This window comes from Pseudochrobactrum lubricantis, from assembly GCF_041929865.1.
GTDB lineage: Bacteria > Pseudomonadota > Alphaproteobacteria > Rhizobiales > Rhizobiaceae > Pseudochrobactrum > Pseudochrobactrum saccharolyticum.
This window is the reverse complement of record NZ_JBHEEE010000024.1, coordinates 1-13224: the sequence shown is the minus strand read 5'-3', so window position 1 is coordinate 13224 and position 13224 is coordinate 1. Positions and strand designations below refer to the sequence as shown.

The 13224-nt window shown below is 61.0% G+C and carries 17 protein-coding genes and 2 pseudogenes; 4 read left to right on the top strand and 15 right to left on the bottom strand.

From position 1 onward, the window contains the following. Positions 1–9: 9 nt before the first annotated feature. Positions 10–213 (top strand): annotated as a pseudogene (locus tag JNC80_RS19610) (type IV secretory system conjugative DNA transfer family protein); the annotation flags it as partial. 220 nt (positions 214–433) lie between these two features. Here the strand turns inward: JNC80_RS19610 and JNC80_RS19605 are convergent. From JNC80_RS19605 to JNC80_RS19595, 3 genes are read right to left on the bottom strand one after another with little or no spacing between them, the layout of a single operon-like run. After that, positions 434–934 (bottom strand): recombinase family protein, encoded by a 501-nt coding sequence (locus tag JNC80_RS19605; RefSeq protein WP_376711373.1) that lies wholly within the window; start codon positions 932–934, stop codon positions 434–436. 17 nt (positions 935–951) lie between these two features. Further along, complete coding sequence (locus JNC80_RS19600; protein ID WP_376711372.1) at positions 952–3921, bottom strand: Tn3 family transposase; 2970 nt, start codon at positions 3919–3921, stop codon at positions 952–954. Positions 3922–3937: 16 nt separating this feature from the next. Then, the gene (locus tag JNC80_RS19595) at positions 3938–4543 is read right to left on the bottom strand and encodes a recombinase family protein (RefSeq protein ID WP_003501158.1); all 606 of its coding nucleotides are present in this window, start codon (positions 4541–4543) and stop codon (positions 3938–3940) included. A gap of 483 nt (positions 4544–5026) precedes the next feature. On the opposite strand from JNC80_RS19595, the gene JNC80_RS19590 reads away from it, so the two are divergent. Beyond that, complete coding sequence (locus JNC80_RS19590) at positions 5027–5611, top strand: recombinase family protein (RefSeq protein ID WP_094538629.1); 585 nt, start codon at positions 5027–5029, stop codon at positions 5609–5611. Positions 5612–5631: 20 nt separating this feature from the next. On the opposite strand, the gene JNC80_RS19585 is transcribed toward JNC80_RS19590, so the two are convergent. The 5 genes from JNC80_RS19585 to JNC80_RS19565 all read right to left on the bottom strand — a co-directional run bounded on the left by JNC80_RS19585 (position 5632) and on the right by JNC80_RS19565 (position 8425). Further along, positions 5632–5841, bottom strand: a complete 210-nt coding sequence (locus JNC80_RS19585) for a hypothetical protein (RefSeq protein WP_094538630.1) — start codon at positions 5839–5841, stop codon at positions 5632–5634. A 159-nt stretch (positions 5842–6000) separates the two neighbouring features. Next, positions 6001–7440 (bottom strand): mercury(II) reductase, encoded by a 1440-nt coding sequence (merA, locus tag JNC80_RS19580; RefSeq protein WP_094538631.1) that lies wholly within the window; start codon positions 7438–7440, stop codon positions 6001–6003. Continuing rightward, a complete protein-coding gene (locus JNC80_RS19575) occupies positions 7433–7696 on the bottom strand; it encodes a mercury resistance system transport protein MerF (protein WP_094538632.1) in 264 nt (87 codons plus the stop codon). Before JNC80_RS19575 ends, merA begins: the two co-directional genes overlap by 8 nt. Before the next feature lie 11 nt (positions 7697–7707). Further along, the gene (locus JNC80_RS19570) at positions 7708–7995 is read right to left on the bottom strand and encodes a cation transporter (protein ID WP_094538633.1); all 288 of its coding nucleotides are present in this window, start codon (positions 7993–7995) and stop codon (positions 7708–7710) included. A gap of 16 nt (positions 7996–8011) precedes the next feature. Next, positions 8012–8425, bottom strand: a complete 414-nt coding sequence (locus tag JNC80_RS19565) for a mercuric transporter MerT family protein (protein WP_094538634.1) — start codon at positions 8423–8425, stop codon at positions 8012–8014. A gap of 98 nt (positions 8426–8523) precedes the next feature. On the opposite strand from JNC80_RS19565, the gene JNC80_RS19560 reads away from it, so the two are divergent. Both JNC80_RS19560 and JNC80_RS19555 read left to right on the top strand, forming a co-directional pair. Beyond that, on the top strand, positions 8524–8964 hold the full coding sequence (locus JNC80_RS19560; RefSeq protein ID WP_094538635.1) for a MerR family transcriptional regulator: 441 nt from the start codon (positions 8524–8526) through the stop codon (positions 8962–8964). 33 nt (positions 8965–8997) lie between these two features. Beyond that, positions 8998–9561, top strand: a pseudogene (locus tag JNC80_RS19555) (type IV secretory system conjugative DNA transfer family protein); the annotation flags it as partial. Between the two features lie 228 nt (positions 9562–9789). Here the strand turns inward: JNC80_RS19555 and JNC80_RS19550 are convergent. From JNC80_RS19550 to JNC80_RS19520, 7 genes are all read right to left on the bottom strand, one after another. Next, positions 9790–10086, bottom strand: coding sequence for a hypothetical protein (locus JNC80_RS19550; protein WP_032492505.1), 297 nt, complete (start codon positions 10084–10086; stop codon positions 9790–9792). A 36-nt stretch (positions 10087–10122) separates the two neighbouring features. Next, complete coding sequence (parA, locus tag JNC80_RS19545; RefSeq protein ID WP_032492504.1) at positions 10123–10746, bottom strand: ParA family partition ATPase; 624 nt, start codon at positions 10744–10746, stop codon at positions 10123–10125. Between the two features lie 67 nt (positions 10747–10813). Beyond that, positions 10814–11119 carry a type II toxin-antitoxin system RelE/ParE family toxin gene (locus JNC80_RS19540; RefSeq protein WP_094538636.1) on the bottom strand — a complete coding sequence of 102 codons (306 nt, stop codon included), beginning with the start codon at positions 11117–11119 and terminating at the stop codon, positions 10814–10816. After that, a complete protein-coding gene (locus tag JNC80_RS19535; protein WP_006473479.1) occupies positions 11116–11385 on the bottom strand; it encodes a CopG family ribbon-helix-helix protein in 270 nt (89 codons plus the stop codon). Before JNC80_RS19535 ends, JNC80_RS19540 begins: the two co-directional genes overlap by 4 nt. 278 nt (positions 11386–11663) lie before the next feature. Next, the gene (locus JNC80_RS19530) at positions 11664–12542 is read right to left on the bottom strand and encodes a helix-turn-helix domain-containing protein (protein WP_094538637.1); all 879 of its coding nucleotides are present in this window, start codon (positions 12540–12542) and stop codon (positions 11664–11666) included. A gap of 193 nt (positions 12543–12735) precedes the next feature. Beyond that, on the bottom strand, positions 12736–12945 hold the full coding sequence (locus JNC80_RS19525) for a ribbon-helix-helix protein, CopG family (RefSeq protein ID WP_017502925.1): 210 nt from the start codon (positions 12943–12945) through the stop codon (positions 12736–12738). Between the two features lie 87 nt (positions 12946–13032). Beyond that, positions 13033–13158, bottom strand: coding sequence for a helix-turn-helix domain-containing protein (locus JNC80_RS19520; protein ID WP_376711371.1), 126 nt, complete (start codon positions 13156–13158; stop codon positions 13033–13035). Positions 13159–13224: the final 66 nt, after the last annotated feature.

Sequence of the window (13224 nt, the reverse complement as noted above, 5' to 3'; positions counted from 1 at the left end):
ATCTGATGTCTGCATCGCCAAAATTTACGCCCAAACCGTCAGGCAGGCAACTGTAGCCCAGTTAACGTGACAACACCCGCCGGCGTCCTCTCGGCCGCGCAGCGCCATACCCATTTTCTCGACAGCCCGCGCATGGTCGCCGTCCTCGGCCGATCGGATTTCCGCTTTGCCGATCTCAAGCGCCGCAACGTCTCCGTGTTCCTCGTCCTGCCGGGGTCAGGACAAGAGCAGTTCAAAATCCTGCGCTAAGATCGAACGGACGATGAACATCATGCAGCCCGTAGAAGTCTGCCGGGAAGCCGCAACGACCTGAAGCCTTCGGGCATCTGCTGTTCGGTGTCCCAGGAATAAATGCCGGTGAGATTTATGTGCTCCCAACTGAGCGGCGAGATGTGGGGTCTATCCCAACAAAGGTACGAAATGCGACATAGGATTATCCCTGATTTCTGACGCGCATGATTGTTTGCCTGCTGGTTTCAAAATGGCGTGCAATGGCTGAGATCGTCTCGCCGTTTTTGATCTTGTCTCTCACTTCAGCCTGCTGATCCGCCGATAATGCTGATGGCCTCCCCAGAGGCTGTCCCTTGGCCTTGGCGCGGGAAAGACCGGATTGGGTTCGTTCGATGAGGAGATCGCGTTCGAACTGGGCAACTGCATTGATGACATTCATGGTCATCTTTCCGGCGGAGCTGGTTAGATCAACGCCGCCGAGTGCGAGGCAATGCACACGGATACCTATCTTTTCGAGCTTGGCAACGGTTGTGCTTACATCGATGGCGTCGCGGCCTAAACGGTCAAGCTTGGTGACGATCAGTACGTCACCATTTTCCATTTTATCCAACAGTCTGGAAAACCCGGCACGCTGCGCGATGGCCATTGAGCCGGAGATCGTCTCTGAAACGATGCGATGAGGTTCAAGGGGCTCCGTGGGCATTTCTACATTAATACACGCTAAGGGAATTTGAAGTTGTTTGGATTGAAGCGGTTAGCCCGGATTGGCCTGAAGCGTTCGAGGGGTCGGTCAATTTCGTTCCAGAGGTAGTCGCCGGTGAGCGCGATATGCGCCCATGGTAGTGGTGCGACCTGGGAGAGCAGCTCGTCCGGAATGATAATACCCTGACTGCTGATATAATCGACAGCACGGCTGAGATAGACAGTGTTCCACAGGATGATGGCGTTGACGACGAGGTTAAGACCGGACGCGCGGTAAGCCATGGTTTCGGCGACGCGGTTGCGCAATTCGCCGAGCTGGTGGAGGAAGATGGCGCGTGCGAGAGCATGACGGCTTTCACCCTTGTTGAGGATCGCATGCGATCTGCGGCGCAGTTTCGTATCGAGCAGCCAGTCGCAGATGAAGATCGAGCGTTCTATCCGGCCCATTTCGCGCAGGGCCTGGTTCAGCCGGTTTTGTCGCGGCGACGCTGCCAGCTTCTTGAGGATGACGGAAGGCGGCACCAAACCTGCAGCGATCGAAGCCTTCAGCCGCAAGACCTCATCCCAGTGGTGCTCGACGACATCCATGTTGACGGTTCCAGCGATCAGCGCGTCGAGCGGTTCGTAAGCCGGATCGCGATCAATGACAAAGAGCCTGCGATTGCCGAGATTGCGGATACGGGGAATGAGCCTGTAGCCAAAGGCGTGGAACATGGAGAACGTCGTTTCGGTGGCGCCAGCGGTATCGGTTGCGTGCTCATAGATTTCGACGGAGCTTTCGTTGTGAAGGAGGCCGTCGAGAACGTAGGGGGCTTCGCCCTCGGATGCCTGGATCATGCGGGAGAAGAAGGAAGCAAAACGGTTGGACAGGAAGCCATAGATCGACGCCCCCGGTCGCTTGCCGTATTTTGCATTGTAGTCGAGGCTGGCTTCGCCACGCCCGCCAGCCGGAAAGAACTGTCCGTCCGAGGAGGAGATATGGCCGTCACCCCAGATCGCGGCAAAGGGATGGGCCTGCTGCGCATCGACCAGCACGGCGGTCGCCGTGGCGTAGGTTTCCGATCGCATATGCCTGTCCACCATCAGCATCATCTGGTGGATCGTGACGCCGCGTGAGCTTTCCGCCATACGTTCGGCTCCGGCATTGGTGGCGTCGGAAAGGATCGCTGCCATCAGCGCTGCCTCGTCGTTTGCCGTCTCACCGGTACGATAATGCGTGAAGCTGTCGAGGAATTTGGTCCAGCTTTGCACCTCGGCAAGCAGGCTGGTGATCCTGATCCGTGGCACCAGAACATATAGTCGGCGGCTGAGCGCGACGATGCTGTCGCGCTCCTCCTCGCGGATCGGCGAGATCGACAGGCCCTTGTCGGAAATCGCTGCATCCGGAATAGCATTGGCAGCCGCCGCCTTTGCCAGCTCTTTCAGCTTCGCATCGAGCGTGGCGGTCCGTTCTGCTCGCCATTCGGCAAAGCTGTCGGGGAGTGCGAGCCCGAGCCGCCCCTCGGCGCGCATCAGCTCGAAGATCGGCCGAGGCAGAAGATAATCCTCGAAACTGCGCCATGCCCGGCTGCCTTCGACCCAGATGTCACCGGCCCTCAGACGCTCTCGCAGGTGAACGAGGACCGCCACTTCCCAGGCGCGCAGGTCGATATCGGCACTGTTCGGGCGCACGCAGCGTCGCCATTTGCGGGTCAGAAAGGCGAGCGGCACCTGCGCCGGCAATTTCCGGCCGCCATAGAGCGCGCGCAGATGGTCCACTGCTACAAGGATCGGATCATCAGCACGAAACGACCGGAACGAGAACGTGCGGAACATCAGTCTGCCCAGCTTGCGCAACGATTTGTGCCGCTTGATGAGCTCGTCGAATTCGTTACTGCGATCAGGGTGGACGACAGATCTGGCTGCCGCCATGCTGGCGACCAATCCGTCCCAGCCGAGGGAGGCTGCGATCGCCGATGCAAGATCGGTTTTGCTCGCACGAGCGGCCAGAAGCGCCTCGCCGAGCTTGAGATGCTCAAGCGCCACCCCATCAAGAACCTCGGCCTCTTTTAGCCGGCGTTCCGTGCGGCTGATCTCGGCCTTGCGGCGGTTGCTCCCAATCATTTTGCAGAACATGTCGATCGTCAGGTCGGTGATCGACGCCTGTCTCTCGATGACGAAGGCGGCCAGCGTGGCGTAGCGACGTTCGGATGTCAGGCGTCGTATCTCCCGGGCATGCAGAATGCGTGCATCCCTGGCGATGATGCCGTAGCGATTGGCATGGATCGTCTTGCGACGGTCGTCGGGAATGGCGGCTGAGCGCAATACCTCGAGGCGGGCGATCAAGCCTTTGAGGTTCTTCAGCTTCGCCCCTTCAGGTGCTTCCGCAATCCAGCCAAGGTGGCTCCGATCGCCGGCCCGCTCAGCGAGGAGCTGATCAAGCGCCTCGATCGAAGGCTGCTCCAGATCCCGGATCAATTCGCGATAGGCTTGTCGACGCGCCGCCGCCCGGCCGGCCAGTGCCAGACGGATCAGCAGCTCCGGCATAGGAACGAGCAACTTTCGTTCCTTCAAGGCTTCGATCACGGCCTTGGCGATCGGCGCACCTTGTTCAGTGGCCGCCGCCTCGCGTGCCGCCGCCGTTATCAACTCGCGATAGTCACTCGTCCGGACAGGCTGAAGCTCCAGTGCAGAGACGATCTCGCGCGCGTGTTCCCGGCGCGTTTCGTCGCGCTGGGCGTAGAACTCGAACACTGCAGGGTCGATGCCCAGCTGGTCGGCGACAACAGAGACAACCGCCTGAGGTGGAACTTCGCCTATTCGCAGCAGACGGCCCAGATCACGCACCAGTGCGAGTTGGATCGCAAAGCCAAGCCGATTATGCGACCGGCGATGTTCCTTGACGAAGACAATATCCTCGGAAGTCAGTGCATAGCGCGCTTGCGCATCTTCATAAGCTTCGGGTGGTTCGAATAAAACGGCACGCGATTGCTCATCGAGAAACGCCATCAGCCACGGTCACTCGTCAAACTACGGTTTCGGGCGTGCCGGTCTTGCCGGGGCCTGTCCATCCAGTCCGCTTCAACGTGTCGATCAAGGTCGAGCGCGCCACCTTGAACGTCCGGCACACGGACGCCTTGCTGGCGCCAGCTTCCAAAGCAGCTAGAACCTGCTCGACCTTTTCCGCATCGATCGTTGGAGGTCTCCCGCCCTTACGGCCACGTCGGCGAGCCGCCGCCAGGCCGGCATTGACCCGCTCGGTGATCAGCACTCTCTCGTATTCTGCAAGCGAGCCGAACAGGTTGAACAGAAACGCGCCGTGCGAATTCGTGGTGTCGATCGCCTCCGTGAGAGATCGGAAGGCGACACCACGTTCCTTCAAATCCTCGACGATACGGATCAAGTGGGAGAGTGACCGGCCTAACCGATCTATCTTCCAGACGACCAGGACATCGCCTTCGCGCAATTCGCCGAGGCATGCCTTCAGACCCGGCCGGTCATCACGCGCTCCGGAAGCGCGATCCTGATGGAGATGGCGCTCATCGACCCCGGCCGCGAGCAGGGCATCGCGCTGCAAGGCAACCGACTGGCGCTCGTCACTACTCGATACCCGCATGTAACCGATCAACATGTGCGACAAACCTCAAATCAGGTGTTGCCGCACAGCCTAACATTCCGACAGGGTTTGTCGCGCAAAAAATGGCCCTATTGCGTGGCCAGTTTGCCCCGCGATCACGGTGAGCGGAAATCATGTGTTTCCCGTCACCTGCAAAATGCCCTTAGCGTGTATTAATGTAGAAATGACCACAGAGCCCCTTCAATGGCAAAGCCCGCAGTTTTGATCTCTCGGATTTGGTTTTCTGGCGTCTGATCGAAGGTTGATACACGGGCGTAGGCGAAAGTGCGGGACATGAGCAATTTTCTTTACGAAATAGGTGTGCGGAATGATACCTGTGTCCTATAATATTACAAGGTATTTTACGGACAGGCTTTTTGCCCCTGTCCGTAATCGTCCGATTCCGTACAGGGGTAAAACGATCTGTCCACAAATTACCTTGACATTCTTATGGACAGGCAAGATATTTCGGACAGCCTATTCGGACGAAATTGACTTATGCCACGCACCTTCGCCTATGTCCGCGTCTCCACGACCGGCCAGACCACCGAAAACCAGATTCAGGAAATCGAGGCGGCTGGCTTCCACGTCGAGCCGCGCCGCATCGTCACCGAGACCGTCTCCGGCAGTGTCGCCATCGCCAAACGCCGGGGATTTTCTCGGCTGCTGGACAGGCTGGAATCCGGGGACGTGCTGATCGTGACCAAACTCGATCGCCTCGGCCGCGATGCGATCGACGTGAGCACGACCGTCAAAAAGCTGGAGGACATGGGCGTGCGGGTACATTGCCTCGCCCTTGGCGGGGTCGATCTGGCAAGCTCGGCCGGGAAAATGACGATGAACGTCATCAATGCTGTGGCTCAGTTCGAGCGTGACCTCCTGATCGAACGCACCCAATCCGGTCTTCAGCGCGCCAAATCGGAAGGTAAGGCCCTCGGCCGACCCGCCCGGCTCAATGAACAGCAGAAACGTGATGTTCGCGCCGACCTGGCTGGCGGCATGAGCGTTTCCGCCCTCGCCAGAAAATTCGACACCAGCCGACAGACTATCATGCGCGTCAGGGACAATAGCTCACCATCCTGACGGCTACATCACCGCGTCGTTCAATGGATGCTCCGCTTTAGCGGCTGCATCCATTGTGACGGAGTGTCAATCATGAGCAAGGCATCGTCCAAGGTGGTGCTGCATCGGCACTCGGAGTTCATGTCTTCGAGTGCCTGAAGCATTAATTCGGCAACGGCGAAGTTCTGCTCGTGCAAAGCTCGTTTGAAAGCCCGCGCTACCAATTCCTGAAGCATATTGGCATTCTTCATCGCGCACCACCTTTCCGCTGTTCCAATAGCGTGCTGCTTCCAGCGGTTGGAAGGTCAAGTGAAAAGTGCGCTTTTTGGCCATATAGGCCATATAGGAAGAAAGCTTTCTTTCTATCCAGGCCCGCTCTGATTTATCGATAGCCCGTTGCGGTTCCACCTCTACCCTGCACAGCAGGACAGCTTTTTTACGTCCTTGTCGAAGGTCTGAGCTGCAAGCTTCAAGCCTTCGACGGTCGTCAGGTACGGGAAGATCGCCTCCGACAGATCGTCGATCGTCAGGCCGCCGCGGATAGCCAGCGCCGCCGTCTGAATGCTGTCAGCGCCTTCCGGCGCAAGAATATGCGCGCCCAGGAGCTTCCGGGTCGCCCCGTCGGCAACCAGCTTGATCAGGCCGCGTGTATCGCGTGCCGCCAGCGCGCGGGGCACATTGTCGAGGGAAAGAACAGACGTGCGAACCGAATGCCCCGCAGCGCGCGCCTGCGCCTCGGTCATGCCGACACTCGCCACCTGCGGGTCTGTGAACACGACAGCGGGCATTGCAGCATTGTCGTACCGCAGGCCATCGCCGTTCAATGCGTTCTTGGCGGCGAGCTTTGCGCCATAGGCAGCCATATAGACGAACTGGTCTTTTCCGGTCACGTCGCCGGCGGCATAGACGCCGGTTTTTGAGGTGCGCATGCGGTCATCGACAATGATGGCGCCGGCCGGCGTTGCGGCAACACCCGCCTCAGCCAAGCCAAGGGTTTCAGTGTTCGGGCGGCGTCCCGTCGCCACGAGAATCCGCTCGGCCGTCAGGATTTCCGGCCGACCGTCTCGCGTAATGGCGAGGGCTATACCGCCGTCATCGGTCCTGCGGGCGGTTTCGTAGGCGATCCCGCCGACGATCCGGATACCCTCATCGGCCAGGTAGGTGGCGAGCGCCGATCCAATTTCGGGCTCAGCCTCCGGCAGAAGCCGGCTGCGGAATACGAGCGTCACCGCGACGCCGGCCCGCGCGAACGTCTGGGCCAGCTCCACGCCGATATAGCCGCCGCCGAGCACGATCATCGAGCGCGGCAGTTCGTTCAGGGCGAGCGCCGTCGTGCTGTCGAGCGGCGACACGTCGGCAATCCCCGGAATTCCCGGCAGGTCTGGGCGCGCGCCCGTCGCGATGATGATCCGTTCGGAGGCGAGGCGCTGGCCCGCGACCTCGACGCCGCCGTCAACGAGACGGGCCTGCCCTTCGCGATAGACGACATTGTTATACTCTGGCAGCAGATCGGCGTATTTCGCCTGCCGAAGACCGGAAACCAGGGCGTCTTTCTGGGCAATCTGAGCGGCCCAATCGACGACGCGCGCGCCGCTTTCAATACCATCGAAACGGGCTGCCGCATCATTGGCGTGACGTACGGCTTCCGTGGCCCGGATCAGGGCTTTCGAGGGCACACAGCCGATGTTGACGCAGGTGCCGCCGATCGTGCCATGCCCGACAAGGGCCACTTGCGCGCCTTGTTCGGCGGCGGTGATCGCGGCGGAGAACCCGGCCGAGCCAGCCCCGACGACTACAAGATCGTAACGGCCGTTGCCCTTATTTGGCGTCGGTTCGCAATGTTCACACATTCAGTTTATCCTTGTTTTCTGTCGGTGATCCGCAGCAAGCGGCATCCGCCGCTGAGCCGGAATGGCGGCGCCGATAAAGGTAAAATGCCGCCAGCCCAATAGCAGCGAGTGCGATCGGGATCAGCACATAGCCGGCTGCAGCGAGCCATGCGGAAACCCCGAAGGAGCCCGCAGCGACCAAAAGAAATGGGGCGGCACAACAGATGACGGCGAGAAGCCCGACACTGCCCATGCCGATGAACTTTCCATCCGTCATGCCGAGCCTCCCTACTGCGAAACCTTGGAGGGATAGCCGGCGTTGGTGGTTGCGGTGATCAACGCAGCGACATTTGTCTTGCCGTCGTCAAAGCGCACCTTGGCGATCGCCCCATCTGTCGCCTCCGACACATCAACCGCGAGCACCCCTGACACGTTGCTGAGCGCCCGCTTCACGATCGGGCCGCAAAGTTCGCAGGTGGCATTGGCGACATTCAGCGTGACGGTCTGCTCGGCGGCAAAAGCGGCGCCACTCGCCAGCAGGGACGCGGTGAGAGCAATAAGGGGTAAAGTTTTCATCAGGAACTCCTTGAGGTTAGGCAGTGAGGAAGAACCGCGCTGCATAGGGAAAGCCCACGGCGACGATGATCAGAATCGTTGCGATCCAAAGGCCTATCTTGGCGTCGCGATGGGACGACGGACGCGCGCAGTAGGAGCCCTCGATGCACTCAGCCGCCCTCGGCTTGCGATAGACGAGATAGAAGCCGTAGCCGAGGCAGGCGAGCGCGATCGTGACGAACACGGGCTGATAGGGCTCGAACGCGGTCAGATTGCCGATCCACGCGCCGCTGATGCCGGCAAAGAACAAGACAAAGGGCACCACGCAGCAGGTTGCCGCGCCCAGTGCCGCCACGATGCCGCCAACCGACAGCAGCGCTGCCTGATCAAAACCCTTTTCGACGGGCTCCAGGGCCTTGTCTGCCAGTGGCCGCACTTCGTCCTGCGTCATCGTTCACATGCTCCCGCAATTGATCTATGGTGACCCTAGTGCCTGTAGTAACTACAGGGTCAAGCGGGAAAAATTCACGGATTTGTGCGAGCTACGTGATGCAAAAGACTGACGAATTTTCTATCGGCGTCCTATCCGAGCGCAGCGGCGTCCACATCGAGACGATCCGCTATTACGAGAAGATCGGCGTCATGCCGAAACCCGCGCGCAGTGCCGCCGGCTATCGCGTCTACGGCAACGATCACACAAGGCGGCTGCATTTCGTGCGGCGCGGCCGTGAGCTCGGCTTCAGCCTCGACGAACTGCGTGGACTGCTTCGCCTGGTCGACGGGCATAGCTACACCTGCCGTGAGGTTCATGACCTCACCATCGAACACCTGAAAGATATCCGTCAGAAAATCGCCGATCTACGACGTCTGGAGCGGGCAATGTCGGATATGGCCGCGCAATGCACCGGCAACCAGGTTCCGGAATGCCCGATCATTGATGCCCTATTTGAAATGCGCCCTGTGGGCCGTTCCCGCTCCGTTCGACCTTAGCGCAGGATTTTGAACTGCTCTTGTTCCGACCCCCTGCCGCCCGATCGGCTCGCTACCTATTCCCGCTGGCTGCGCCTGCTCGTCGCCCAAAGCCTCACCGACATGGCGCGCGATCCACAAAAACCGGCCGTGCCGGTCCTCTATCTACTGGATGAGTTCGCCGCCCTCGGCCATCTGGCCCCCGTCGAGCGTGCAATGGGCCTCATGGCCGGCTACGGCGTCCAGCTCTGGCCGATCCTGCAAGACGTTCACCAGCTCCGCGCCACCTATGGGCAACGCGCCGGCACCTTCCTGTCAAATGCCGGCGTCCTACAGGTGTTCGGCGTCAACGATCACGACAGCGCCCGGCTTGTCTCCGATCTGCTCGGGCAAGAGACGGTCGTGTTCCAGACCATGAGCCGCGCCCTCGATGCCGAAAAGACCGGCATCACCTACGGCGAGCAACACACCGCCCGCCCGCTGCTGACGCCGGATGAGGTCCGCAACCTGCCGCAGAATGTCGAATTGCTGTTCCTCGCCGGGCAACGGCCGATCGTCGCCGGCAAGCTCGCCTATTATGCTGATTCCGAGTTCCGGGGGCTGTATGACGCTCCCTGACGTATCAAGAAGCGGACCCGGCGCTTTGCGCCGGGACTTTGTTACGAACGGCCCTCCGGCGCGGCTTGCGCCACGATCCACCCGCCGACCTGGTGCAAGCTCTATTCAAGGAAAACCACGGCCGCGACGATAGCCCCCCGGCCGGCCCGCTCTCATCATCTAGGGCCGTAGGGACGGTCGGGGGGCGGGCCACACGCGCAAGCATTAGCGTATTTAGCTATTTACGTATCAACGTGCATAAGGCTCGATCGGCGGCAATCCGTGCTGTGCCAGAACGGCCGAAAGCCCGGCCTCGGCCATCGCCTGAATTGTCGTGCCCTCTGCATCTGCGAGCTGGCGAAGGCGCTGCCAGTCCGATCGCCGGACCTTGACCGTAAGCGCGACAGTCTCGCCCCCTCCCCTCTTTCGCCTCGGCGTCGGGATTTCCACGGCCGGGCGGTCGTCCTCGATCGCTGCAAGGCTGGTGGCTTCCGCGCCGGCCCTCGGGCGGGTGAAGGCCGCGAGGCCGGTTGCTTTCTTTGCCATAGGTTTCTCTCCTTCAATACGCTCTTACGTATTTAGCTATTTACGTTCTAAGGTGTCCTTGATCCACGCCCACAAAGCCCGGATTTCCTCGGCTGCCCTGCCCTCGGCCTCGAACTCCGTCACGGCGCTGCCGGTCGTGACGGCGCGGGCGAACGCGCGCCGGTCGGTAATCTCGCCGGGGACGATCGGCAGGCCGTAGGCTTCCAGCGCCGCGCGCGTCTCCCCGATCTCGGGCGCGCGGAACGGGCAGGCGGACAGGACGAACGCACCGCGCACCTTCGCGGCCGTCACGATCTCGACGGCGGCCGGGACCGCAGCGAGGTCAAACGCGGAAGGTCGGACCGGAATCAAGACCAGCTCCGACCTCCGGGCTATCTGGCCGGCCGCCGGGGCGGCATGGGGCGGGGCGTCCACTACTGCCAAGGTCATACCCTCGCCCTCGGCCGCCCTAAGCGCGGCGTCCAGTTCCCCGGCCTGCGCCGTGGCGACGATCGGCGTTCCGGCTTCCCGCGCACTCGCCCATGCGGTCGCGCTTTCCTGTGGGTCCGCGTCGATGACGCAAACCCGTTCGCCGGTCGCCTCGGCCGCCACGGCGGTATGAACCGAAAGCGTGGTTTTTCCGCTCCCGCCTTTCTGGCTCAAAAACGCAATGACGTTCATGCGTCAATCCTTCTTTGCGTGAATACGTATTAAAGCATATAGCTAAGGGCGTTACTACGTCTTTAAGCTAGTGCGGCCATTCCTCGGCCGGCCAGTCCCGCGACGTATGGATGACGCGCACGATCACGATGCTTTCCCAGCCCGCTACGTCCCGCAGCTCATAGGCGATGATGTAGGGATGACGGGCGAGGGACTTTTCATAGGTCCCGCTCACCCGCCCCGGCCGGCCGGTCGCAAATTCGCCGAGCTTGTTCCCGGCGTCCTCGATCGCGTCCACGACCCGTTCGGCGGCGAATGGGTTGTCCTCTGCGATATAGCGCAGGATTTCGAGGTTATCCCGCTGCGCCTCAATCGACCAGACAACCGGCCTCATCCGCGCGCGGCTTTCCGGCGCTTCGCTTCCTCGATAACCTCACGCATTTCCGCGACGGCCTGCGCATGAGGGATCACTCGGCCGGCCGCCGCATCGGCCATGCCGCGCTTGATACCGTCGATGATTTCAAGCTCGCGATCGACATAGGCGGCGACGGCCTCGCCGGCGAGGAAGGATTTGCTTCGCTGCGTGTCGTTCGCGATCCGGTCGAGCTTTTCTTTCACATCGGGCCTAACCCGAATCGTCATGGTGGTGCTGGCGGTCATGGAATCGCCTCCGTGTGTTGAATTGTGTACATCCTAGCACGGTTTCCCGGCCGCCGCTATCGCCTTCTATCAAGGTGATACGTTTACACGTTAATACGTATTAACGTAAATAATTAAACACCGGCCTTGCCTCTCGCTCCCTCTCGAAAGCCCATAGGACGCTGGCCGCAGGCGCGAACGGTGCGGATTAGGTGGTGAGGATGCCGTTTCCCGGCCCGCCTATACGCGGGCCGGAACCGCCGCAGGGCCGCGTGAGCGGCCCGAACAGCGGCGTCCGCTTATGTTTGTACTCTTAGATAAAGATCAGATGGGGATTCAGTCTGGTTATCAGACTCACGTTTCATCACACTCTTTGCCAGCATCACGAGGGCCTTTCCGAGCGGGCCATCGCCGGCGTCGATCTGCGTTCGCTCATCGAGGGGCAGGGTGGTCTTGTAGGCGCTAATTGCCTCGCTCCAAGCCCGCTGATCCTGTCCATGATCGGCAGGCGGGGGCGGGGCCTTGCCGAACCGCCCAAGGAACTGCCGCGCCTTCTCCGGCAGGGACAGGCGATAGGCGTTGCTCGTCTGCTGGACCTGTGGGCCGCGCCCTTCGTTGCCGGTCGGCTCATAGCGCCGCAGCCAGTCGATGAAACCATGCGCCCGCAGGTTCTTCAGCGCCCGCACGATCGTATCGCGCGACCGGCCCAAGCGGTCCATGATCGTGGTGATTGACGGCTCTAGCCGGCCGGTGCGGAAGTCGATGAGATTGACGAACAGCCGCAGCACGTCGAGCGCCACCGATCCTAGCGGGCCGCTGCGCTCGCCCTTCTCGCGCAATCCGGCCTCGTTGTAGATTTCGGCCGCCTTCAAGATCGCCTGCACGTCCCTGCGCGTCGTCGGCCGCCATATGCGGCCCTCCGATCGGCCCCGGATATGGCTATGCCGGCGAACTGGCGTCGGGCAGCGCGGGGCAGGGGGCGGGAAGATCAGCCCTAGCGCAGTCTGTCCCGATCCTCGCAGGGTGGCCCGGCGCTCATGGGCGAGCGTCGTAAGCTCGCCGGCCTCGTCGTCGGTGAGCTGGCCCGCGCCGTAGCGGTTCCAGACCTCCCGCATGATTTCATCAAGCGCGTGCCCGCGCGCGCAGCCGATCGCGGCCGCGTAGTGCGTCCTCAACATATGCCCTCGTCCTTCCATTTGAAGGACATGACGGCGAGGACGGCAGGCACGGCGCTCCCGTTTCCGCAAGAATCAATCTTGCGAATTGGAGTGCTCTAGCGTAGATAGGGGGAGACTTATCGGCCCCGGCTCTACGGTGTGTCTGACGGCCTACAAAAACGCTCGACCGTTGGCGCGGTCGGGCGTTTTGCCGTTATGTCCCTTGCTTCGCTTCGATATAGAACCTCAACGCTTCTTCGATGATCGGCGCGCGAGCTGACGCGCCCCGTTGCTCCTTGATCCTGTCGATTGCCTCGACAAGCTCGCCCGGAACATAGGTATTCAACGCCACGCGGCCGGCCGCGATCTGCCGCGCCCTGTGGGCGGCAACGCCCCTGCGAATCTCTTCCGCGCGTTCCTTCATGTTTACAACTAAGAGCAAGCCGCCCGATTCTGCAATCCCTTGCGGAAGGAACCGGGAAACTAGGGCCGGCAGCTAAACGTAGTAACGTCAATGCGTATTCACGTTATTGCGTTCTATAGCCCGGTAGAGCGTGGCGCGATGCACCCCCAAAAGCCGGGCGACTTCCGCCACCGGCTTCTTGTCCTCATGGATGAGCTGGCGGGGTGTTGTCACGTTAAGTTTCTCTGGCCGGAAAGGCCAGGGGCTCGTAGATATTCAGGCGAAACAGGCCGCAATTTT

Coding starts and splice junctions, on each gene's coding strand:
- JNC80_RS19585 (WP_094538630.1), bottom strand. CDS start 5,841: ATGAAGAATGCCAATATGCTTCAGGAATTGGTAGCGCGGGCTTTCAAA.
- JNC80_RS19525 (WP_017502925.1), bottom strand. CDS start 12,945: ATGAAGGAACGCGCGGAAGAGATTCGCAGGGGCGTTGCCGCCCACAGG.
- JNC80_RS19535 (WP_006473479.1), bottom strand. CDS start 11,385: ATGACCGCCAGCACCACCATGACGATTCGGGTTAGGCCCGATGTGAAA.
- JNC80_RS19600 (WP_376711372.1), bottom strand. CDS start 3,921: ATGGCGTTTCTCGATGAGCAATCGCGTGCCGTTTTATTCGAACCACCC.
- JNC80_RS19570 (WP_094538633.1), bottom strand. CDS start 7,995: ATGAAAACTTTACCCCTTATTGCTCTCACCGCGTCCCTGCTGGCGAGT.
- merA (WP_094538631.1), bottom strand. CDS start 7,440: ATGTGTGAACATTGCGAACCGACGCCAAATAAGGGCAACGGCCGTTAC.
- JNC80_RS19530 (WP_094538637.1), bottom strand. CDS start 12,542: ATGTTGAGGACGCACTACGCGGCCGCGATCGGCTGCGCGCGCGGGCAC.
- JNC80_RS19575 (WP_094538632.1), bottom strand. CDS start 7,696: ATGACGGATGGAAAGTTCATCGGCATGGGCAGTGTCGGGCTTCTCGCC.
- parA (WP_032492504.1), bottom strand. CDS start 10,746: ATGAACGTCATTGCGTTTTTGAGCCAGAAAGGCGGGAGCGGAAAAACC.
- JNC80_RS19595 (WP_003501158.1), bottom strand. CDS start 4,543: ATGTTGATCGGTTACATGCGGGTATCGAGTAGTGACGAGCGCCAGTCG.
- JNC80_RS19565 (WP_094538634.1), bottom strand. CDS start 8,425: ATGACGCAGGACGAAGTGCGGCCACTGGCAGACAAGGCCCTGGAGCCC.
- JNC80_RS19540 (WP_094538636.1), bottom strand. CDS start 11,119: ATGAGGCCGGTTGTCTGGTCGATTGAGGCGCAGCGGGATAACCTCGAA.
- JNC80_RS19550 (WP_032492505.1), bottom strand. CDS start 10,086: ATGGCAAAGAAAGCAACCGGCCTCGCGGCCTTCACCCGCCCGAGGGCC.
- JNC80_RS19605 (WP_376711373.1), bottom strand. CDS start 934: ATGCCCACGGAGCCCCTTGAACCTCATCGCATCGTTTCAGAGACGATC.
- JNC80_RS19560 (WP_094538635.1), top strand. CDS start 8,524: ATGCAAAAGACTGACGAATTTTCTATCGGCGTCCTATCCGAGCGCAGC.
- JNC80_RS19590 (WP_094538629.1), top strand. CDS start 5,027: ATGCCACGCACCTTCGCCTATGTCCGCGTCTCCACGACCGGCCAGACC.